20 protein-coding genes are annotated in these 19,764 nt (G+C 61.0%); 17 read left to right on the forward strand and 3 right to left on the reverse strand.

Features of this window, described 5'->3' with window-relative positions:
* Window positions 1-31: 31 nt before the first annotated feature.
* From NMA52_RS03835 to NMA52_RS03850, 4 genes are all read left to right on the forward strand, one after another.
* On the forward strand, window positions 32-970 hold the full coding sequence (locus tag NMA52_RS03835) for an alpha/beta hydrolase (protein WP_254826321.1): 939 nt from the start codon (window positions 32-34) through the stop codon (window positions 968-970).
* Window positions 971-1,091: 121 nt separating this feature from the next.
* Window positions 1,092-2,465: a vanadium-dependent haloperoxidase gene (locus tag NMA52_RS03840; RefSeq protein ID WP_254826322.1), complete on the forward strand. Its 1,374-nt coding sequence runs from the start codon at window positions 1,092-1,094 to the stop codon at window positions 2,463-2,465.
* Window positions 2,462-2,722 carry a hypothetical protein gene (locus NMA52_RS03845; RefSeq protein ID WP_254826323.1) on the forward strand — a complete coding sequence of 87 codons (261 nt, stop codon included), beginning with the start codon at window positions 2,462-2,464 and terminating at the stop codon, window positions 2,720-2,722. The genes NMA52_RS03840 and NMA52_RS03845 overlap by 4 nt, the downstream gene beginning before the upstream one ends.
* A gap of 54 nt (window positions 2,723-2,776) precedes the next feature.
* Window positions 2,777-3,151, forward strand: coding sequence for a diacylglycerol kinase family protein (locus NMA52_RS03850; RefSeq protein ID WP_254826324.1), 375 nt, complete (start codon window positions 2,777-2,779; stop codon window positions 3,149-3,151).
* Between the two features lie 5 nt (window positions 3,152-3,156).
* Here the strand turns inward: NMA52_RS03850 and NMA52_RS03855 are convergent, their stop codons facing one another.
* Window positions 3,157-4,008 carry a ChaN family lipoprotein gene (locus tag NMA52_RS03855; RefSeq protein WP_254826325.1) on the reverse strand — a complete coding sequence of 284 codons (852 nt, stop codon included), beginning with the start codon at window positions 4,006-4,008 and terminating at the stop codon, window positions 3,157-3,159.
* A gap of 102 nt (window positions 4,009-4,110) precedes the next feature.
* Window positions 4,111-5,022 (reverse strand): SDR family oxidoreductase, encoded by a 912-nt coding sequence (locus tag NMA52_RS03860; protein WP_254826766.1) that lies wholly within the window; start codon window positions 5,020-5,022, stop codon window positions 4,111-4,113.
* Window positions 5,023-5,109: 87 nt separating this feature from the next.
* Here NMA52_RS03860 and NMA52_RS03865 point away from each other — a divergent pair, with 87 nt between their 5' ends.
* The 7 genes from NMA52_RS03865 to NMA52_RS03895 all read left to right on the forward strand — a co-directional run bounded on the left by NMA52_RS03865 (window position 5,110) and on the right by NMA52_RS03895 (window position 10,875).
* On the forward strand, window positions 5,110-5,670 hold the full coding sequence (locus tag NMA52_RS03865) for a WbqC family protein (RefSeq protein ID WP_254826326.1): 561 nt from the start codon (window positions 5,110-5,112) through the stop codon (window positions 5,668-5,670).
* 26 nt (window positions 5,671-5,696) lie between these two features.
* Window positions 5,697-7,412, forward strand: a complete 1,716-nt coding sequence (locus NMA52_RS03870) for a dynamin family protein (RefSeq protein ID WP_254826327.1) — start codon at window positions 5,697-5,699, stop codon at window positions 7,410-7,412.
* The gene (locus NMA52_RS03875; protein ID WP_254826328.1) at window positions 7,413-7,991 is read left to right on the forward strand and encodes a pseudouridine synthase; all 579 of its coding nucleotides are present in this window, start codon (window positions 7,413-7,415) and stop codon (window positions 7,989-7,991) included.
* Window positions 7,992-8,032: 41 nt separating this feature from the next.
* Window positions 8,033-8,248, forward strand: coding sequence for a PspC domain-containing protein (locus NMA52_RS03880; RefSeq protein WP_254826329.1), 216 nt, complete (start codon window positions 8,033-8,035; stop codon window positions 8,246-8,248).
* 16 nt (window positions 8,249-8,264) lie between these two features.
* Entirely contained in the window at window positions 8,265-9,113 is an 849-nt protein-coding gene (locus NMA52_RS03885) for a sugar phosphate isomerase/epimerase (protein ID WP_254826330.1), read from the forward strand.
* A 34-nt stretch (window positions 9,114-9,147) separates the two neighbouring features.
* Window positions 9,148-10,161: an aminodeoxychorismate synthase component I gene (locus NMA52_RS03890; protein WP_254826331.1), complete on the forward strand. Its 1,014-nt coding sequence runs from the start codon at window positions 9,148-9,150 to the stop codon at window positions 10,159-10,161.
* Window positions 10,162-10,266: 105 nt separating this feature from the next.
* A complete protein-coding gene (locus NMA52_RS03895; protein WP_254826332.1) occupies window positions 10,267-10,875 on the forward strand; it encodes an aminotransferase class IV in 609 nt (202 codons plus the stop codon).
* Here NMA52_RS03895 and NMA52_RS03900 read toward each other — a convergent pair.
* The gene (locus tag NMA52_RS03900; RefSeq protein ID WP_254826333.1) at window positions 10,872-11,456 is read right to left on the reverse strand and encodes an START domain-containing protein; all 585 of its coding nucleotides are present in this window, start codon (window positions 11,454-11,456) and stop codon (window positions 10,872-10,874) included. The two genes, NMA52_RS03895 and NMA52_RS03900, sit on opposite strands and share 4 nt — an antisense overlap.
* Before the next feature lie 162 nt (window positions 11,457-11,618).
* Here NMA52_RS03900 and NMA52_RS03905 point away from each other — a divergent pair, with 162 nt between their 5' ends.
* The 6 genes from NMA52_RS03905 to NMA52_RS03930 all read left to right on the forward strand — a co-directional run bounded on the left by NMA52_RS03905 (window position 11,619) and on the right by NMA52_RS03930 (window position 19,746).
* The gene (locus tag NMA52_RS03905; RefSeq protein ID WP_254826334.1) at window positions 11,619-12,977 is read left to right on the forward strand and encodes a DUF1080 domain-containing protein; all 1,359 of its coding nucleotides are present in this window, start codon (window positions 11,619-11,621) and stop codon (window positions 12,975-12,977) included.
* Between the two features lie 11 nt (window positions 12,978-12,988).
* Window positions 12,989-14,302 (forward strand): Gfo/Idh/MocA family protein, encoded by a 1,314-nt coding sequence (locus NMA52_RS03910; protein ID WP_254826335.1) that lies wholly within the window; start codon window positions 12,989-12,991, stop codon window positions 14,300-14,302.
* A 28-nt stretch (window positions 14,303-14,330) separates the two neighbouring features.
* Entirely contained in the window at window positions 14,331-16,358 is a 2,028-nt protein-coding gene (locus NMA52_RS03915; RefSeq protein WP_254826336.1) for a bifunctional riboflavin kinase/FAD synthetase, read from the forward strand.
* An 81-nt stretch (window positions 16,359-16,439) separates the two neighbouring features.
* Window positions 16,440-17,489, forward strand: coding sequence for a ketol-acid reductoisomerase (gene ilvC / locus NMA52_RS03920; protein WP_254826337.1), 1,050 nt, complete (start codon window positions 16,440-16,442; stop codon window positions 17,487-17,489).
* A gap of 103 nt (window positions 17,490-17,592) precedes the next feature.
* Window positions 17,593-19,248 carry a glycerol-3-phosphate dehydrogenase/oxidase gene (locus NMA52_RS03925; RefSeq protein WP_254826338.1) on the forward strand — a complete coding sequence of 552 codons (1,656 nt, stop codon included), beginning with the start codon at window positions 17,593-17,595 and terminating at the stop codon, window positions 19,246-19,248.
* Between the two features lie 33 nt (window positions 19,249-19,281).
* Window positions 19,282-19,746: a hypothetical protein gene (locus tag NMA52_RS03930; protein ID WP_254826339.1), complete on the forward strand. Its 465-nt coding sequence runs from the start codon at window positions 19,282-19,284 to the stop codon at window positions 19,744-19,746.
* The last annotated feature ends 18 nt before the right edge of the window (window positions 19,747-19,764 follow it).

Genomic DNA, 19,764 nt, shown 5'->3' on the forward strand with positions numbered 1-19,764 from the left:
CTACATTTGGTGGAATGTCAGCCGATCGCCAATGAAAAAATTGCTCATCTTCCTGGCCGGGTTGTTGGTCCTCTACGTCGGCTTAACGTACTTCATCAGCAACCTCGTACTAGATACCCCGAACCGCAGTCTGGAGGAATCTTACCGCATCGCGACCCAGCAGTGGAAGATCAACGTCGACAGCATTCGGGCGACCCTCCCGCCGCCCGCACCCATCACCTTTCGCAGTCCGGTCGACGGCCTCGCCCTGCGGGGGTGGTACTTCAGGCAAGACGGTACTCGCTGCGCCGTGGTGATGGCCCACGGCTACCACGACAACCGCTTAAGCATGCTGAAGTACACCCCCTACTTCGACCGCTGCGGATGCGACCTGCTGCTCTACGACCACCGGGGCTTCGGCGAAAGCGACGAGGCCTACGGCACGGGAGGGATCAACGAGGCAACCGACCTGCTGGCGGCCCACGCCTACGTGCGCTCCCTGACCGGTCTCGCCGACGACCGCATCGGCTGGTTCGGCGAAAGCTGGGGAGCGGCCACGGTGCTGCTTGACGCCGGCCGGCAAACCGTCCGTCCGGCCTTCGTCATCGCGGAAAGTCCCTACGCCGATTGGGAAACGGCCATCACGGAGCGGGGGGTACGCGACTACGGCCCCGCCCTGGCGGCCCTTACCCCGGGTACTTTTCGGTGGGTAGCCTACCGCAGCGGTACGGACTTCGTCAGCGCGAGTCCCCTCCTGGCCGGGGAGAACATCGGCGTGCCGACCCTGCTTTTACACTCCCTGGCCGATACCCTGACGGCCCCCGAACAATCAGACTACATCGCCGAACGGATCAACCCGGAAATGCTGACCTACCACCGGCTGGACTGGGGAGCCTGGCACGCGCACAACGTGGTGTGGCGGCCCCGGGCGTACGAACGCTTGCTGGCGGAATTCATCGGGCGTAAGCGGCCAGAATTCTGTACTCCGTAGGGATCGCGGACCGGGGTAGATGTCGGCCGAAAATCCTTCGCGCCGCCTCGGTTGTTGTACCTTTGACCTCCTGACCGCAAAAGACGTGCTGCCCTTTTTCGTTGACCCAATCAGCACCCGAATGACGTTTTACTTCAGAATTATCGCCCTGTCGATCCTGCTCGCTACGCTTACCTCCTGCGGAGAAGACGTAAACCCGAACTACCGCGAGGAAGTAGCCGAACCAGAATACTTTCACCGCAGCGTCAAGCAGTTGACCGACGTGATCGTCCACGATATTTTTTCCCCACCGGTGGCCAGCCGGATCTACGCTTACTCGAGCATCGCGGGTTACGAAGCCCTGGCCGCCGGGGATCCCCACCTGAAAAGTCTGGCCGGTCAGGTTCCCCACCTGGCTCCCGCGCCCCCGCCCCCCGCGAATACGGAAATCGCGTACCCGTTGGCTGCAGTAGCCGCGCAACTGAAGGTTGGTAAGAGTCTGATCTTCAGTGAGGATAAGATGGATGAGTTTCGGGACAACCTCTACGCCGAAGTCCGCCGGATCGGAATGCCCGCCGAGGTGTTCGACGCTTCGGTTGCTTACGGAGAGCAGGTGGCCGATCACGTGATCTCCTGGTACGCCGGCGACATGTACAAGCAGACGCGCACCTTCCCGAAGTACTCCATCACCGACGACGAGACGAAGTGGCAGCCTACGCCGCCCGACTACATGGACGGCATCGAGCCGAGCTGGATGAAGATCCGGGCCTTCGCCCTCGACAGTGCCAGCCAATTCCGCCCCCTGCCGCCCACCGAGTACAGTCTGGAACCCGACAGCAAGTGGATGCGGGAGGTCAATGAAGTATACACGGTGTTCAGCGGCGTGAGCGAGGAAGAATCCGCCGAACGCCAGGCCATCGCCCAGTTTTGGGACTGTAATCCCTACGTCAGTCATACGGTGGGGCACCTGATGTTCGCGACCAAGAAAATCACCCCGGGAGGCCACTGGATCAACATCGCCGCCATTGCCGCCCGTAAGGCCGATGCCGATTTCGCGCGCACGGTGGAAACCTACGCCATGACGAGCATGGCCATGTACGACGCCTTCATCAGCTGCTGGGACGAGAAGTACCGCAGCAAACTCGTCCGCCCCGAAACCTTCATCAACCGTCACGTCGATCAGGAATGGCGTCCCTTGTTGCAGACGCCGCCCTTCCCCGAACATACGAGCGGCCACTCCGTGGTCAGCCGGGCCTGCGCCATCGTACTCACCGATCTGTACGGCGATAACTTCGCCTTCGACGACGACAGTGAGGAAGAGTACGACCTGCCGACCCGAAGTTATCCGAGCTTCCTGGCCGCCAGTGAGGAAGCGGCCATCAGCCGACTCTACGGCGGCATCCACTACCGCCCGGCCATCGACTACGGCGTGCGGCAGGGAGAGCAGGTCGGCAACCACCTGCTCAGCCGGGTCGAGACGCGGGCCATGATTACGGAAGAGCGCGGCGGTAAGTGAATTTTGCCCTGCTCCTAATCGCGCAGTTGATCGTTTACGCACTGCTGATGTTGTACGACGAGTACGCCGGCACCCTGCTGGCACTCATCCTTGGCAGCATTTGTCTGGCCATCTGGATACTGAGCCACGTGGTGGAATGGGTGCAGCCCAGTCGGGTAAGCCGCAAGTACTATACCTACCTGATCACGGCCTGGCTGGCGCCCTTTCTCGCCCTGGCGGCCTTTATCGCCCTACGGGGCGGCGTCGGCTGGTTGTGAGGGGACGGGTCACGGCCGAACAAGTCGCCCGCGCCGGGCTTTGAAGCAAGTAATATGAAGCGATTAATAAGCTACTCCAGGGGTCGCCTGTCGGCCTTCGGTTACGCCTTCCGCGGGGCCTACGATCTCCTGCGCAACCATGCGCCCTCGCGGATCCATATGCTGGCCTTCGTAGGCATGGTAGCCGTGAGTTGGGGACTCGATTTTCCGCTTTGGAAGTGGGTCGCCGTCCTTCTCTGCTCCGGACTCGTGCTGGCGGCCGAGGCGCTCAATACCGCCGTTGAATACGTGGTGGACCTAGTGAGTCCGGAATACCACATACTTGCCGGTAAGGCCAAGGACGTCGCGGCCGGGGCGGTGCTCTTCACCGCGGTCTTTTCCGGCTTGATTGCCATCCTTTTGGTGACCGATGCCATCTGGGGACTGTAGACCGGTCAGTACGATTTGATCATATTGTCGGGAACGAGCAGCGTGTAGTCCGCCTTGCCGATCAGTTCGGCTTGCAGCCGGTCGACGTTGGGTTGCTCCAGGGTCGTGATGGTGACCACCCGTAGTTGGGGTTTGTAGCGTCGCAGGTACCAGCCGATCCCTTCGTAGTCGTCGCTGTGGTAGCTGCCGTTGAGGTGAAGGAAGGTACGTCCGGGCCGGACGTTCTTGACGATGTACCAGGCCATGGTGGCATCCTTAATGGCCTGCGCCTTGGGGAAATTCTCCCCGTTGTGCCCCATGCCCTGACCGGGCATCACCATGGCCCGGTAGGAGGGAAGTTCGGGATCATAGGGTGGGGGAAGCGGCGGTAGGAGGGCCTGATCCTCGGCGGGGAGGGATTGCAGCACTACGAAGCCCCGCTGGAATACCATGCGGGCAAAGCGCCGGGGGGTATTCGTAGCCACCACCCGAGCGGAATCGCGCCGCGCGAGGTCGAGGAGGGGAAGATAGTCCGTCTTGAAATTGGGCCAGACGCCCCCGGTGAGGCTATCGAGGTCCCCGACGGTGATCTCTCCGGCCAGAAAGCGGTCGAGAGGTTCCTGCTCATCGGTTTCGAACATCTCCATGCCGAGGTCATAGCCCGGAAGGCGGTCGGCAATCGTGAGTTCCATCCAGTGAGCGATGGGGTTGTCGTGGTATTCGCCGAAGAGTATGATGTCCGCGTCATCCAGCTCCTTCATCATTTTTTTAAAGGAAACCTCCTTGCCCTTCTTATCGAAGAGAGCAAAGGCCCGGGGTTCGGACTGGGCACTCAGGTAGGTACTGGCAAGGAACAGAAAGGGTAGTAGTCGCAACATAGGGTGAAGATAACTCTGAGACGGGGTGGGCCGGGTCGTACAACAAAACGGGGGTGCCCGTATAACGTGCACCCCCGCGATTGCTTTGTGTCCGGTTGGTTTTTAATACGGCATCTCTCCGCCGGTAATGCCCATGACCTCACCGGTGATGTAGCTGGCTTCCTGGGAGGCCAGCAGCACGTAGATGGGTGCCAGCTCCACGGGTTGACCGGGACGGCCCAGGGCGGTGGTGGAACCGAACTTCTCGATCTTATCCTGGGGTTGACCGCCCGAAGATTGTAGGGGAGTCCAGATGGGTCCGGGTGCTACGGCGTTTACCCGGATGCCCTTCTCGGCCACCTGCTGGGCCAGAGCCTTGGTGAAGGCGACATTGCAGGCCTTGGTCTGGGCGTAGTCCAGTAAATTAGGGGAAGGGTCGAAGGACTGTACCGAAGCGGTGTTGATGATCGAAGCGCCGGCCGACATATGCGCCAGGGCCGCCTTCGTGATCCAGAAGGGAGCGTATACGTTCACCTTGAAGGTGTTGTCGAACTGCTCCGTGGTCAGCTCATCGATCGATTTCTGCGCGGTTTGCCGTCCGGCGTTATTGACGAGGATGTCCAGGCCGCCCAGTCCGGCTACCGCCTTCTGGACGAGTTCCTTACAGAAGCTTTCCTCGACGATGTCTCCGGGTATGGCTACGGCCGTGCGGCCCTCCGCTTCGATCAATTTGACGACTTCCTGAGCGTTCTGTTCCTCACTCGGCAGGTAGTTAATGGCCACGTCGGCACCCTCCCGGGCGAAGGCAATGGCGGCGGCGCGCCCGATGCCGGAATCCCCTCCCGTCACCAGGGCCTTGCGTCCCTTCAGGCGACCGAAGCCCACGTAGCTTTCCTCGCCGTGGTCGGGTTCCGGTTCCATCTTATTGACGGAGCCCGGTCGATCCTGCGGCTGACGCGGAAAGGGGGGGCGGGGGTACTGGGTTAGCGGATTTTGCTTTTTGTAGCGGTCGGTTAGTTTGTCTGATGCATTCATATTTTCGTAACCGGGGCTAATTCTCATATGTTTGCCCCCCCGTTTGCTTAAATGATCCCCACGAAGACCCGTAACCAAGTCGACCGATTGCTCACTTCCACCGCCTATTTTCCACCACTGACCTGGTTCCTGAACGCACTGGATACGGGGAGCTGGACCTGGGAGGCCCACGAGAATTACCAGAAGGGGGGCTACCGGAACCGTTGTCGCATCGTCACCGCCAACGGACCGCAGTTGCTGTCCGTGCCCCTTACCGGGGGTAAGCACCAGCAGATGCCCGTGCGCGAGGTGCGCATCAGTTACGTCACCGACTGGCAGCGGCAGCACGAACAGGCCCTGCGCTCGGCGTACGGGCGGGCACCCTACTTCGAGCACTACGCCGACGATATTTTCGCGGTGGCGGGCGAGCAACGCACGTACCTGTGGGACCACAACTGGGCCATCACCGCGCAAATCCTGGAGTTGCTGCAACTCCCCGTCAGTCTCCACCACAGCAAACAATTTATGGGCGCGGACGCGGGAGCCGGCCATACCCAACGAGCGGTGCCCCCGTACCGTCAGGTTTTCGGGGAGCGGCACGGCTTCGTCGGGGACCTCTCCATCCTGGACGGGCTTTTCTGTCTGGGTCCGGAAATCGCCCTGCTGTAAGCACGGGACGAACTTACCTTTACCGCATGGCAAACTTACTTGACGCCGGCCTGCAGGCCGACCGCGCCCGACTGGAAGAAATTATCAAACGGCTGCACGAACTCACCATCCGGATCGGACACGACGAGATGGCGACCACGGTGAGCGACCTGCGCAACCGCATCTTCGAACCCTTCATGTTCGTGATCGTGGGGGAGGTGAAGGCCGGGAAATCCAGTTTCGTGAACGCCCTGCTGGCTACCGGCGAGGAGATCGCCAAGGCCGCTCCCCAGCCGATGACGGATACCATCCAGCAGATCATCTACGGAGAGGAGCGTCGCGAAGTAACCGTGAACCCCTACCTGAAGAAAATTTTTCTGCCGGTGGACATTCTGCGGGAGATCGCCATCGTGGACACTCCGGGGACGAACACCATCGTCGAGCACCACCAGGAAATCACGGAGCAGTTCATTCCCGCCAGCGACCTGATCGTATTCGTCTTCGAAGCCAAGAACCCCTACCGCCAGTCGGCCTGGGATTTTTTTAAGTACATCCACGGTGACTGGCGTAAGAAAACCATCTTCGTACTGCAGCAACGTGATCTGGCCACCGAGCGCGAACTCGAGGTCAATCTAGCCGGCGTCGCCGAAAAAGCGCGGGCGGAGGGCATCGAGCAGCCACGGGTATTCGCCGTATCCGCCAAGCTGGAGCAGGAAGGCGGGGAGGGGAGCGGCTTCGCGCCCCTGCGGCAGTACATCACCGATAACATTACCGGCGGGCAGGCCCCGCGCCTGAAGCTGAACAACAGCATCGTTACGGCCCAGACCATTAACGCCCGCATTGCCGACGGGCTGTTGCTGCGCCGCAGTCAGTTCGAAGCCGATACGCACTTCCGCACCGACATCCAGCAGACTCTCGACGAACAGGTCGCCCAGAGCAATAAGCAGGTCGACCTGATGGTCGAAAACTTACTGCTTACTTACGACGGCATCACACGGAGTAAACTTGCCGAGCTCCGCGACGGCCTGAGTATGTTCGGCCTGGTGAAGCGCAGTCTCGCCTCCACCTTCGGCAGTACGCCCGGCGCCAAGACCTGGCTGGAAAATCTCGCCCGTGACCTGGAAACCGAACTCAACGACAAGCTGCGCGCCCGCCTGAACGACAACGTGGTCGATCTCGCGGAAAGCATCCAGCAAATGGTAAAGACCATCGATCTCAAGATCCGGGGAAGTCAGACGATTCTCAGCAACGACCACGAGATCTTCTCCAGCATCGCGGAACGGCGGGAGAACGTCCTGCGCGACCTACAGGATCAGTTTAACCGCTTCGTGAGCAAAACGGAAAGCTTCACCGACGAAAGCCTCTTCGCGGACCGCGAAAATCTGGCCCCCAACCTCGCGGCGGGCGGCGGAATGGCCGCCCTGGGCGTGATCCTGATGGCCCTGAGCAGTTTGCCCGTCGTAGACGTAACCGGCGGCGTACTGACCACCGTCGGGATCATCTTTGCCGGTTTCAGTACACGGGGCAAGCGGCGGCGGATCGTGGAGAGTTTCGAACAGGAGATCGCCGGCGGCCGCAGCCGTCTGGCCGGAGAACTCGAGGAGAAGCTTAAAGCCTACATTACCACCCTGCGCCGGCGCATCGAGGCCAACTTCGCCCGCTTCGACGAAATGCTCGACCGGGAACAGAAGAACCTGCAAATCCTGGAGGGTACCCACCGAGAAGTCGACGAAGAGTTGGCCGTACTGGAACGAGAACTCTAGATGCGTTACTTTCTGATCAATAAGCCGTTCGGTACGCTGAGCCAGTTTACCCGCGAGCTTCCCGAACACCGGACGCTGGCCGATCTCTACGATTTTCCGGCGGGGGTGTATCCGGTGGGTCGGCTGGATCGCGACAGCGAAGGACTACTCATCCTTACGGACGATAAGCGACTCAACCACCGCCTGCTCGACCCCACCTACGGACATGCACGAACGTACTGGGTGCAGGTGGAGGGGGACCCTTCCCGGGATACCCTGCGGGCACTGGCCGACGGGCCCCCGATCCGCATCAAGGGTAAAGAACATGCTTCCCTGCCCGTCGGCGTGGAAGTGATTGCTCCCGCGCTCCCGCCCCGCGATCCCCCCATCCGCGTTCGCCGGGAAATACCGGATACCTGGCTGGCGCTGACCCTGCGGGAAGGGAAGAACCGGCAGGTCCGCCGCATGTGTGCCGCCGTAGGGTGCCCCGTGCTGCGGCTCGTGCGCTACGGCATCGAAGATTTGACGCTGGACGACCTGGCCGGCCAACAAGTGCGGGAAGTTTCGGTTGATTATCTGCGGCCCCGGCTTAGGCTCTAGTGCGTAACTTCGGGAGACCGGCAGCAAATCGACCACCGCGTATGGAGTTTTTCCGCAGGACTTTAGAGCGATCCGCCTTCGGCGTATGTGCCTGGTTGGGCGATAAGATGGGCATAAAGCGGACCCGGGTACGGATCTACTTTATCTACCTGTCGTGCCTGTCCCTCGGTTCGTCCCTGCTCTTCTACTTCTTTGCCGCCTTCTGGCTCAACGTGCGGAACTACATTCGCGAGGGGAGGAGACAGATAGGACTGTAAAGGCTGGATCCTTCCGATGAAACTCCGCTACGCATACAACACCAACGGCTGTGCCCACCACCGCCTCCCCGATGCACTCGATCTGATCGCCCGGGCGGGCTACGACGGCGTGGCGCTCACCCTGGACTGGCACCATTTGGATCCCTACGCCCGGGACTGGGAGCGTCGGAGCAGGGAGGTTGGCGACCGGCTGCGTGATCTCGGGTTAAGTTGCGTGATCGAAACCGGGGCCCGGTTTTTACTGAGTGCCGCGGAGAAACACGAACCTACGCTGATCAATCCGCAGCCCGCCGCCCGCGCCCGCCGCGTAGACTTTCTGCGACGGGCCATCGACATTGCCGACATTCTGGAAGCGGAAACCGTTTCCTTCTGGGCCGGCGTTAGGCAAGCTACCGTCAATGACGAGGAGGCGTTCGCTTACCTTACCGAAGGCGTCGTAGCGGTGACCGACTATGCCGATGAACGGGGCGTTTCCGTCAGTCTGGAACCCGAACCGGGCATGCTGATCGAAACCAACGCGGACTACCGCCGGCTGCTCGCCGCTCATTCCCGGCTGCAGGGAAGGTTGAGTCTCGCCCTGGACCTCGGTCATGTCTGGGTAACGGGCGAGCAAGAACCCGCAGAATCCGTGTACCAATACGCCGATCACCTCGGTACCGTATCCATCGAGGGAATGAACCGCGGGGTGCACCTGCACCTGCCGCTGCACGAGGGGGACATGGCCATTCCACCCCTGCTCCGGGCCCTCCGAGCGGTTAATTTTCGCCGTCTCGTGTGTGTGGAGCTCAGCCGCGAATCGCCCCGTGCTCACCTGGCCATTCCCGAGAGTTTGCACTTTCTCCGGGCGGCGGAGGACGCGCTCTGATGTAACTTTTTTCCTCCTCCCGCGTCCTTATACCGTGAACGTTCCCACGCTTCCCGCTGCATGGATTGCCCGCCTCAACACGTTCGGGGCGTCGGGTACCCCCTGCTTCTTCCTGATTGACTTTGAACTGCAGAAACCTCTGCTGCTATCCCCGGAGGAGTTCGGTCCGTCCGGCATCCGTTTTAGCTTCCCGGAGCGGCCGGATGTTCGTAACAAGGCACCGGTACCCATCGCGATGCACCCTACACCCGTGCCCTTCGACCGCTTCGACCGAGCTTTCCGGACGGTGCAGGCCGGGCTGCAACGGGGCGATAGCTTTCTCACCAACCTGACCTTCGCCACGCCCGTGGAACTGTCCGCCTCCCTAGAGGATGTCTACCAGCAGAGTCACGCTAAGTACCGGGTATACCTGCCCGGTGAGTTCGTCAGCTTCAGCCCCGAAACCTTCGTAACGATCGACCCGTCCGGTTACCTGGAAAGCCGGCCGATGAAGGGGACCGCGGAAAACACCCCGACGGGCCGGAGTTACCTGCTCTCCAGCGAAAAAGAGATCGCGGAGCACGCCACGATCGTCGACCTGATCCGCAACGACCTGAGCCGGGTGGCCCGGCGGGTGCGCGTGACGGATTATCGCTATCTGGAATCGATCGAAACGGCGACGGGCGGGCTGGTGCAGACCAGTTCCGCTATCGGGGGGCAACTGCGGCCTGACTGGCGCGAGAACCTGGGTACCGTAGTCGGTACGCTACTCCCTGCCGGCTCGGTGAGTGGAGCTCCCAAATCCGCTACCCTCGCGCTCATCCGGCAGGCGGAGGGGCGGGACCGCGGCTACTATTGCGGCATCGCGGGCTACTTCGACGGCCGACGACTCGATACTTGCGTACTCATCCGCTACATCGAGCGGGTGGGGGACCGGTACTTCTTCCGCTCGGGCGGTGGGATTACCGCGCGAAGCCGGGCGGAGGAGGAGTATCGGGAGCTGAACGACAAGATTCGGATCCCCCGTTCCGGAGTGCTCCCGGAATACCTGCCTATATTGGCGCGTTAGTATCGTGTTAGGGGGATGCTTCGCAGTCGTACCACGCCGCGAATTCATACCCCGCCCGATGTACGCCACACCACCGCTACCCCGCAGACCGAATAACCACCCGCCTTGTCTTCCCCCAAACTCCTCGAAAGTATACGGCTCATCGACGGCCAGTTGCCCCTTCTCGATCTTCACCAGCGTCGGGTGGACCGCAGCCGACGTACGCATTATCCCAAGGCACCGGCATTCCGGCTCAACGCAATCACCGAAGACCTTCCATTGCCCGCGACGGGTGAGTACAAACTGCGGTTGATCTACGGCGCGGAACTGGACAGTTGGGAAATCCAACCCTATACGATCCGACCGGTGGGTTCCCTTCAGGTGGTGCACGCCGACGACCTGTGCTACGGCCGCAAGTACGCCGACCGTTCGGCCATTAACGGGCTCTTCAACCGGCGCGGGACCTGTGACGACATCATCATCGTGCAGCGTAGTCATCTCACCGATGCCAGCTACGCCAATCTGGCCCTCTTCGACGGGAATCACTGGTACACCCCCGCCTGGCCGTTGCTTCGGGGCACCCGGCGGGAATTACTGATTAAAAATAAGGTGCTGCGTCCATCGGTCATCCGCCTGCGCGACATCCCCCACTTTCACTCCATCCGTCTCATTAATTCAATGATGGAGTGGGAGGATAGTCCCACCGTCCGTACCGAAGCCGTACGGGGACTCTAACCGGCGGATGCCTCCAGCCGCCGCCTTAAATTAGCGATGGTTCGGGCCGGGCCGCCGGTCATCACTTCCTTACGCAGCCAGGACGGGAGACCCGTTCCGGCATCGGTGCGGACCGTACACTGTAGTTCTACTCCTCCGCTCGCCAGCGGTCTAACGATCCATTCCCCTGCGTACACTTCCTGACGGTCCCGGCTCCGGTTGGGAGGGATCGCGGAAGGTGCTACGGTGATCGTGCGGGTCAACACGCCCCGGCCGTCGGTGGACTGGCGGACCCGTGCCACGACTTCCTTGTCGCGAAACGGAAAGGGCATATCGATTCCGGAGACAAAGATGTAATCGTTCACTTGCCCCCCGCCGACGATGTAGGCATCGTCGCACCGGTGGACCCATTCCGGGTAACGGGGCGCGTCGTCGAGCACTTCCCGCACGCGCCGCATGGGGGCCCGTGCCTGAGTTCTGACGCGGACGGAGAGTTCGCCGGCCAGTTCTTCCCGCAAGAACACCTGGACCCCGTCATCTTCAGATTCCAGCGTAAAGCCTTCACTATTCTGGGCGCGTACGCAGGAGCAGAAGATTGCCACTAAAAGCAGGGTAGACGAGTACTTCACGCAAATCTTGTTCTGGTTTCTGCCCAAGAAAGGCAAATATATTCGTAGGTTGCAGCTGGTTTGTAGGTGAGTGCCCGTCGGGCGACGCATCACCGACAGCCGGACGCATCAATTATGAACATAACCAATTACAGCATGAGATATTTTGCCCTCACCCTATGGTGTGCGCTGAGTTTACCCCTTCTGGCTCAGAACGACGGTATGACGTCACTGACCAACGGAAAAGATCTAAGCAACTGGGAGACATACGGCGGTAAAGCCCCCTACGAATTACGGGGGGATACCATCATCGGCACCGCCGTGATCAATACGCCGAACACTTTCCTGTGTACCGATCGGCCCTACGAAAATTTCGTCCTGGAGTTGGAATTCTACGATGAGGCGCCCCTCAACAGCGGCATGATGGTAAGGGGACAGTGGCGGCAGCAGGACGACCTCCGCCGCATCTACGGCTATCAGGTCGAAATTGATCCCAGCCCGCGGGGCTATACCGGGGGCATTTACGACGAGGCCCGGCGCGGGTGGATCTATCCCCTGCACTACAACGATAAAGCCCGTACGGCCTACCGCCACGGGGAGTGGAACGCGGCCCGCATCGAAGTGATCGGCAACGAGATCCGCACCTTCATCAACGGGCAGTCGGCCGCCAACCTGATCGATAGCCTCGACGATTCCGGACTGATCTGCCTGCAGGTCCATTCGATCAGTAAGGAGCTTGCCGGTAAACAGGTGAAGTGGCGCAACATCCGCATCAAGGACAACGCTACCAAGGCTGACCAAATGCGGGCCGTACTGGCACCCGTGGAGAATATGATGGTCAACCACCTGTCCGAAGCCGAACGCCGCCAAGGTTGGCGCATGCTCTTTGACGGCAGCAGCTCGGACGGCTGGCGGGGAGTCAAGCTCGACGCATTTCCCAGCAGCGGCTGGGAGATTTCCGACGGTGAACTTCGCGTACTGGCCGGAAACGGCGGCGAATCCACCAACGGCGGGGACATCGTAACCACGGAACACTTCAGCAACTTCGAGCTCGTTTTCGAATTTAAACCCACCGAAGGGGCCAACAGCGGTGTTAAATATTTCGTAAATCCAGCCCTCAATACGGGGCCCGGATCGGCCATCGGACTGGAATTCCAGATTCTCGACGACCAGCGACACCCCGACGCCAAGGCCGGCGTCATGGGTAACCGGACGATGGCTTCCCTCTACGACCTCATCCCCGCTAAACCCGTCGACGTGCAGCGCAACAAGGACTTCCGGATCAATGACTGGAACCGCGGCCGCATCAAAGTGAAGGACGGCAAGGTCGAGCACTGGCTCAACGGCTACAAGGTCGTCGAGTACGATCGCTTCAGCCAGATGTTCGGCGCCCTGGTCAACTACAGCAAGTACAAAGACTGGGAGAACTTCGGGCGCTGGCCCGCCGGACCCATCCTGCTACAGGATCACGGCGATGCCGTATCTTTTCGTTCCATCAAGATTCGTGAGCTTTAATACCAACTACTATGTCTAACCGTCGCACCTTTATCAAAAAAACCGCGCTGGCCGGCGCCGGCCTGTCCCTCGGGCTGCCCACCTACGCCAACGTGATGGGCGCCAACGACCGCGTCAACGTCGCCGTTTTCGGCGTCAATAGCCGGGGCAACTCTCTCACCGGCACCTTCGCCACCGCCAAGGACTGTGAAGTCATCGGTATCGGTGACGTGGACACCCGCGCCATCGCCAAGGGCCAACAGACCGTCCTGCAGAAAACGGAGAAGGAACCTATGGGGGAACAGGACTTCCGCCGCTTCCTCGACAACAAGGACGTCGATGCCGTCGTCATCGCCACTCCCGACCACTGGCACGCGCCGATGGCCATCATGGCCCTCGACGCCGGGAAGCACGTCTACGTCGAAAAGCCGTGTAGCCAGAATCCCTACGAGGGTGAACTGCTGCTCGCCAAACAGGGTAAGAGTGGCCTGAAGGTGCAGATGGGCAACCAGACGCGCAGCAGCGTCACCCTGAATAAGGTCGTCAAGGAGATCCACGACGGCCTCATCGGCAATGCCTACGCCGGCAAGGCCTGGTACGCCGCCAACCGCGGACCCATCGGCGAACACGAACCCGCCCCCGTACCGGAGTGGCTGGACTGGGAACTGTGGCAGGGTCCCGCGCCGCGTCAGGATTTCGACGCCCTGCTCGTTCACTACAACTGGCACTGGTTCTGGAAGTACGGTACCGGAGAACTGCTCAACAACGGAACCCATGAAGTCGATATGTGCCGCTGGGCCCTGGACGTGCAGTACCCGCATAAGGTAACTTCCTCCGGCGGGCGCTACGCCTTTGACGACGCCTGGGAAACCTACGATACCCAGCTCGCCAATTTCGAATTTCCGGACGGAAAGCATATCCACTGGGACGGACGCAGCTGCAACGCCATGCCGCTCTGGAACCGGGGACGCGGCGCCATGATCTACGGTACCGAAGGCAGCGTACTCATGGACCGCGGCGGATTCATCGTCTACGATCTCAAGGGTAACGAACTGCGCCGCGAAGAGGAGGCCGCCGAGTCGGTGAGCATGGACATCACCGGCGGAGGTAACCTCGACGAACTGCACATTGCCAACTTCATCCGGGGCATCAACGAAGACGAGGCCCTGAACAGCGATATTCAGGACGCCAACCCCAGCGTAACGATCTGCCACCTCGGCAACATCGCCCAGCGCACGGAGTCGGTCCTGGAGTGCGATACCACCACGGGTAAACCAAAGAACAACGAGGCGGCACTCGCCCTGTGGAAGCGGCAGTACGAGCCGGGTTGGGAGCCGGTCGTGTAGGATTAACTTCCTACCTTTGGGCTTCCGAATGAAAACCCATTATCAGTTAGACCAACTGCCCCGCTTCCGCCGCGCCGTAATCACGATCGGTAGCTTCGACGGAGTGCACCAGGGGCACCAGCAACTGCTGGCCCGTATCCGACGGATGGCCGAACGAAGGGGGGGCGAGAGCGTGGTCATTACCTTCGATCCGCACCCCCGCACCATCCTACGCCCCGACGACGACAGCCTCCGACTGCTGTCCACCACCCACGAAAAGGCTAATTTCTGTGCGGATGAAGGGATCGATCACCTGGTGGTCGTTCCCTTTACCCGTTCCTTCAGCGAGCAGTCGCCCCAGGAATACATCCAGAACTTTCTGGTGAAAAACTTCCGTCCGGACCGGATCGTCATCGGCTACGATCACCACTTCGGAAAGGACCGGGCCGGCGACGTGGAATTCCTGCGCTACTACTCCGCGGAGTATGGCTACGAGGTCGTGGAGATCGCGGCTCAGGAGGTGGATCAGATCACCGTCAGTTCCACCAAGATCCGCCGGGCGCTGGAAGAGGGTGATGTCCGCCGGGCCGAGGCGCTCATGGGCCGCCCCTACGAACTGACGGCCGAGGTTGTCGAGGGCCAACGGGTTGGGCGTACCATCGGCTATCCGACGGCCAACCTCCAACCCTACCATTTCCTGAAGCTGGTCCCCGCTCCGGGTATCTACGCCGTGGAGGCCATGGTGCGCGGCAGCCGCTACGACGGAATGCTGTACATCGGTGACCGGCCGGTGATGGGGGATGGCCGCGGGACGACCATCGAGTTGCACCTCTTCGACTTTTCGGCAAACATCTACGGAGAACCGGTGACGGTGTATTTCCGGGATTACCTGCGCGGCGATCTGCAGCTCGGCGGAATCGAGGAACTGCAACAACAGCTCCGGCAGGATGAGAAAACCGCCCGGAACAGCCTGCGGGTCCTTCGCCAACAGCCCCCCGAGCGGGAGAGCCATCCCTCCACCGCCATCGTCATACTGAACTTTAACGGAAAGAACTATCTGGAACGCTTCCTGAGAACCGTTGTAGAAAATTTGGAGACGAACTGCCGGGTCGTGGTAGCAGACAACGCCAGCACGGACGATTCCGTCTCCTGGCTCCGGGGCAACTTTCCCGCGGTGGAGCTGATCGAATTGCCGCAAAATTTGGGCTACGCCGGGGGGTACAACGCCGCCCTCCGGATGGTCGACGCCGAGGTATTCGTACTCCTCAACAGCGACGTGCGGGTCACCCCCGGCTGGCTGGGGCGGGTGCTACCTCATTTTGATGACCCCCTTGTAGCGGCCGTGCAACCCAAGATACTGGCCGAACACGCACCCGAATGTTTTGAGTACGCCGGAGCCGCGGGTGGGTTTATCGATTTTCTGGGCTACCCCTTCTGTCGCGGTCGCTTATTCGCCCACACCGAGCGGGACGAGGGGCAGTACGACGGCACTACGGAGATTTTCTGGGCCACGGGGGCCGCGTTTTTCGTGCGCGCCGGCGTATTCCGGGAGCTGGACGGCTTCGAACCGGAGTACTTCGCGCACGCCGAGGAGATCGACCTTTGCTGGCGTATGAAGCGCGCCGGCTACCGCATTCTGGCGGAACCCTCCGCCGCGGTCTACCACGTGGGGGGCGGTACTCTGGCCTACGATACCCCGCGGAAGGCCTACCTCAACTTTCGCAACACCCTCGTGACGAGCTTCAAGAACGAGCACGCGACCCGCCTGATCTGGTGGCTGCCCGTCCGCCTGCTGCTCGACGGAGCAGCGGCACTTCTGTTTCTTTCCCAGGGTAAGTGGGGACACATCTCCGCCATTGCCCGGGCCCACTTCAGTTTCTACGGAGATCTGCCGCTGTGGATCAGGCGGCGGGTCCGCAGGAGCAATGAAATCGAGAAGTGCCGGGTGGGTCCGCCGCGCACGGACGCCGGTCGGGTAGCGGACAGCATCGCGCTGCACTATTACCTGCTCGGGCATAAGCGGTTCGCCGAAGTGGCGATCGAGCAGGTCAGGGTGGAACCGCTTCCCGCAAATTAGCCGTCGTAAATGAGGAGCAGGATTAGTTCAGGGCTTCCTGCCTGCTTTTGCATCTTTGCCCTCAACACAAATACGCACATTATGGCCATGTTAAACTTCGGTGGCACGGAAGAAAAGGTAGTCACCCGGGAAGAATTTCCCCTGGAAAAGGCCCGCGAGGTGCTCAAGGACGAAACGATCGCGGTGATCGGCTACGGCGTCCAGGGGCCGGGTCAGAGTATGAACCTGCGCGACAACGGCTTCAACGTTATTGTCGGTCAGCGCAAGGGCGGAAGCAGTTGGGACAAGGCCGTAAAGGACGGTTGGGTACCCGGTGAAACGCTTTTCCCCATCGAGGAGGCCGCCGACCGGGGTACCATCATCCAGTACCTGCTGTCGGATGCGGCCCAGATCGAAGTATGGCCCAAGATCAAGCCGTACCTCACCCCCGGCAAGGCGCTCTACTTCAGTCACGGCTTCGGGGTAACCTATAACGACCAGACCAAGATCGTCGCTCCGGAGGGAGTCGACGTGATCCTGGTGGCACCCAAGGGGTCCGGCACCAGCCTTCGCCGTTTGTTCCTCGCCGGACGCGGACTGAACAGCAGCTACGCCATCGATCAGGACGCTACCGGTCGCGCGTACGAGCGCGTCATTGCTCTGGGCATCGGCGTCGGTTCCGGCTACCTGTTCGAGACGGACTTCCAGCGGGAAGTATACTCCGACCTTACGGGAGAACGCGGCACGTTGATGGGAGCCATTCAGGGCATCTTCGAGGCCCAGTACGACGTGCTCCGGGCGAACGGACACACGCCCTCCGAGGCCTTCAACGAGACCGTCGAGGAACTTACCCAGAGCCTGATGCCCCTGGTCGCCGAAAACGGCATGGACTGGATGTACGCCAACTGCTCCACTACCGCCCAGCGGGGAGCTTTGGACTGGAAGGACAAATTCCGCGATGCGGTCAAGCCAGTCTTCGAGGATCTGTACGACAGCGTAGCCACCGGTAAGGAAGCTCAGCGGAGCATCGATTCCAACAGCCAGAGTGACTACCGGGTCAAGCTGGAAGCCGAACTGAAGGAGCTCAGCGATAGTGAGATGTGGCAGGCCGGCCGAACCGTACGTTCGCTGCGTCCGGAAAACGCCGAGTAGGTCTTAACTTAATCCATATAGCGGCGTTGCAGAGGGGGTGGCTGTTGCCGGTTCAGCATTGGACCAGCGCGCCCGCCCCCTTTACATTTACCCACTTACCGTTATGCAGGCAACCCAGGAACGCCGGGCCAAGATCGATCGCTTGGCCGACACTCACTTCGACCTTCTCGTAATCGGCGGGGGCATTACCGGGGCGGGCGTCGCTCTTGACGCCGGCAGTCGCGGACTCTCGGTAGCCCTGATCGAACGCAACGATTTTGCCTCGGGCACCAGTTCCAAGTCAACCAAACTCATCCACGGGGGACTGCGGTACCTGAAGAACCTGGAGATCGGACTGGTGCGGGAGGTTGGACAGGAACGCGCCGTGGTTCACCGACTGGCCCCCCACCTGGTGCGGCCCGAAAAGATGCTGCTCCCCCTGGTGGAAGGCGGATCCCTGGGTAAGCTCACCACCAGCATGGCACTATGGGTCTACGACTTTCTGGCCGACGTGGAGGGAGAGGACAAGCGGGTAATGCTCACCAAGGAGGAAACGCTGAAAACGGAGCCCCTACTGCGGGAAGACATCCTGACGGGTGGAGGATTTTATGCCGAGTACCGTACCGACGACGCGCGACTCACCATCGAGAACATCAAGACCGCCGAACGCCACGGGGCCCTGGCGGCGAATTACGTCGAGGCCACCGGCTTCGGCTACGACGAAGACCACCGCATCAACGCCGTGCACTGCCGCGACCGGTTCGACGGCCAGGAGTTGACCATCAGTTGCGATCACGTGATCAGCTCCGCCGGCCCCTGGGTGGACGATCTGCGCAAGATCGATAAGAGCATGAATAACAAACGCCTCTTTCTATCGAAGGGCGTACACATCGTCGTAGCGCGGGAGCGCCTGCCCCTGGCCCACGCCTGCTATTTCGACGTGGCCGACGGGCGGATGCTGTTCGCCATTCCCCGCCTGCGCTGCACCTACATCGGGACCACCGACACACCGTACAAGGGGGATCCGACGGCCGTGCCCGTGCACCTTGAGGACGTCGAGTACCTGCTGCGGGCGACGAACGAGGTCTTTCCTACGGTCGACCTCAAGGTGGAAGACGTCGAGAGCAGTTGGGCCGGCGTGCGCCCCCTCATCTTCGAGGAGGGTAAATCGGCGGGGGAGATGTCGCGGAAGGACGAGATCTTCGAAAGCGATTCCGGGCTGCTGAGCATTGCCGGCGGCAAACTCACCGGCTACCGGAAGATGGCCGAACGGGTCGTGGATCGCCTCGGCAAGCAACTGCACGAGGAAGGGGAGGACCTGGAAAAAAACACGACGCGAGACATCGTCCTCACTGGCGGTCCCTTCCGCGATTTTGCCGAGGTACTAGCGTACGAGAAAACCATCGCCGATATGCTGGAGGCCGTCAGTCTGGCCCCCGACCGCGCCGCCTACCTGGTGGCGAACTACGGCAAGCAAACCCCCGAGATCATCGAACTCGCGGCCGGGCGCGGCGAGACGACCGACGTGGGCCGACTGGCCGCCGCCGAAGCCGAGTGGTGCATCAAAAATGAATTGGCGCTGTATCCGCTGGACTGGGTGGAGCGGCGCTCCGGGCGACTCTACTTCGACATGCCGAGCATCCGCCCCGTGCTGGACGAGGTCCTCGGAGTCTTCGCCACCGCTTACGGGTATACCGAGGCGGATACCGCACGGGAGCGGCAGCGGGTGGAGGAGGCCATCGCCTGGGTAAGCACCTTCGAGCCCGCCGATAACAATTGACGGTTGGCCTTGTTAGGCGGTAAACGCAGCCGTATGACTTCGGAGGTATCCATTTTTCAGCGCCGGATCGATCCGGTCCTGCAGGCGGGAGTGGTCCTGGCCATCGTATTGGTGGTCGATCTGTTCAGCCTCATCATTGCCGGTACGAACACGGTCGGCGTGAGTAACCGTTTTCCCTGGCTGTGCGCGGCGAGTTTCATGCTCTTCTTTGCCCTGTTTAACGCCGTTATGAGTGCCGCCGTACCCAATACCGCCAAGTACTGGGGGCGGAGTCTGTACAGTTTTATGGGACTGGCCCTCGGCGCCGGACTGCTGGCCTGGGCCTTCAGCGGCTTGACCATTTCCGAAGCCGGATCGTACCGCTGGATCTACCTGGTAGTCACGGTGGGCTACCTGGTGTTTCTGGGTATGATTTCTCTCATCAAGAACGTGGTCAATTTTGCCCAGCGGGAAGAATGGAACAAACCCCGGCCGAAAAACCGCCGGCGGGAAGACTGACCAACCATACCCGGTGCT

Origin of the sequence: Lewinella sp. JB7 (assembly GCF_024297185.1) — a bacterium.
In the GTDB taxonomy this organism is placed as follows: domain Bacteria; phylum Bacteroidota; class Bacteroidia; order Chitinophagales; family Saprospiraceae; genus Neolewinella.

What these genes read in the sequence shown, in the direction of transcription:
- NMA52_RS03835 (WP_254826321.1), top strand. Translation starts at nt 32, where the DNA reads ATGAAAAAATTGCTCATCTTCCTGGCCGGGTTGTTGGTCCTCTACGTC.
- NMA52_RS03840 (WP_254826322.1), top strand. Translation starts at nt 1,092, where the DNA reads ATGACGTTTTACTTCAGAATTATCGCCCTGTCGATCCTGCTCGCTACG.
- NMA52_RS03850 (WP_254826324.1), top strand. Translation starts at nt 2,777, where the DNA reads ATGAAGCGATTAATAAGCTACTCCAGGGGTCGCCTGTCGGCCTTCGGT.
- NMA52_RS03855 (WP_254826325.1), bottom strand. Translation starts at nt 4,008, where the DNA reads ATGTTGCGACTACTACCCTTTCTGTTCCTTGCCAGTACCTACCTGAGT.
- NMA52_RS03860 (WP_254826766.1), bottom strand. Translation starts at nt 5,022, where the DNA reads ATGAATGCATCAGACAAACTAACCGACCGCTACAAAAAGCAAAATCCG.
- NMA52_RS03870 (WP_254826327.1), top strand. Translation starts at nt 5,697, where the DNA reads ATGGCAAACTTACTTGACGCCGGCCTGCAGGCCGACCGCGCCCGACTG.
- NMA52_RS03875 (WP_254826328.1), top strand. Translation starts at nt 7,413, where the DNA reads ATGCGTTACTTTCTGATCAATAAGCCGTTCGGTACGCTGAGCCAGTTT.
- NMA52_RS03880 (WP_254826329.1), top strand. Translation starts at nt 8,033, where the DNA reads ATGGAGTTTTTCCGCAGGACTTTAGAGCGATCCGCCTTCGGCGTATGT.
- NMA52_RS03885 (WP_254826330.1), top strand. Translation starts at nt 8,265, where the DNA reads ATGAAACTCCGCTACGCATACAACACCAACGGCTGTGCCCACCACCGC.
- NMA52_RS03905 (WP_254826334.1), top strand. Translation starts at nt 11,619, where the DNA reads ATGAGATATTTTGCCCTCACCCTATGGTGTGCGCTGAGTTTACCCCTT.
- NMA52_RS03910 (WP_254826335.1), top strand. Translation starts at nt 12,989, where the DNA reads ATGTCTAACCGTCGCACCTTTATCAAAAAAACCGCGCTGGCCGGCGCC.
- NMA52_RS03915 (WP_254826336.1), top strand. Translation starts at nt 14,331, where the DNA reads ATGAAAACCCATTATCAGTTAGACCAACTGCCCCGCTTCCGCCGCGCC.
- ilvC (WP_254826337.1), top strand. Translation starts at nt 16,440, where the DNA reads ATGGCCATGTTAAACTTCGGTGGCACGGAAGAAAAGGTAGTCACCCGG.
- NMA52_RS03925 (WP_254826338.1), top strand. Translation starts at nt 17,593, where the DNA reads ATGCAGGCAACCCAGGAACGCCGGGCCAAGATCGATCGCTTGGCCGAC.
- NMA52_RS03930 (WP_254826339.1), top strand. Translation starts at nt 19,282, where the DNA reads ATGACTTCGGAGGTATCCATTTTTCAGCGCCGGATCGATCCGGTCCTG.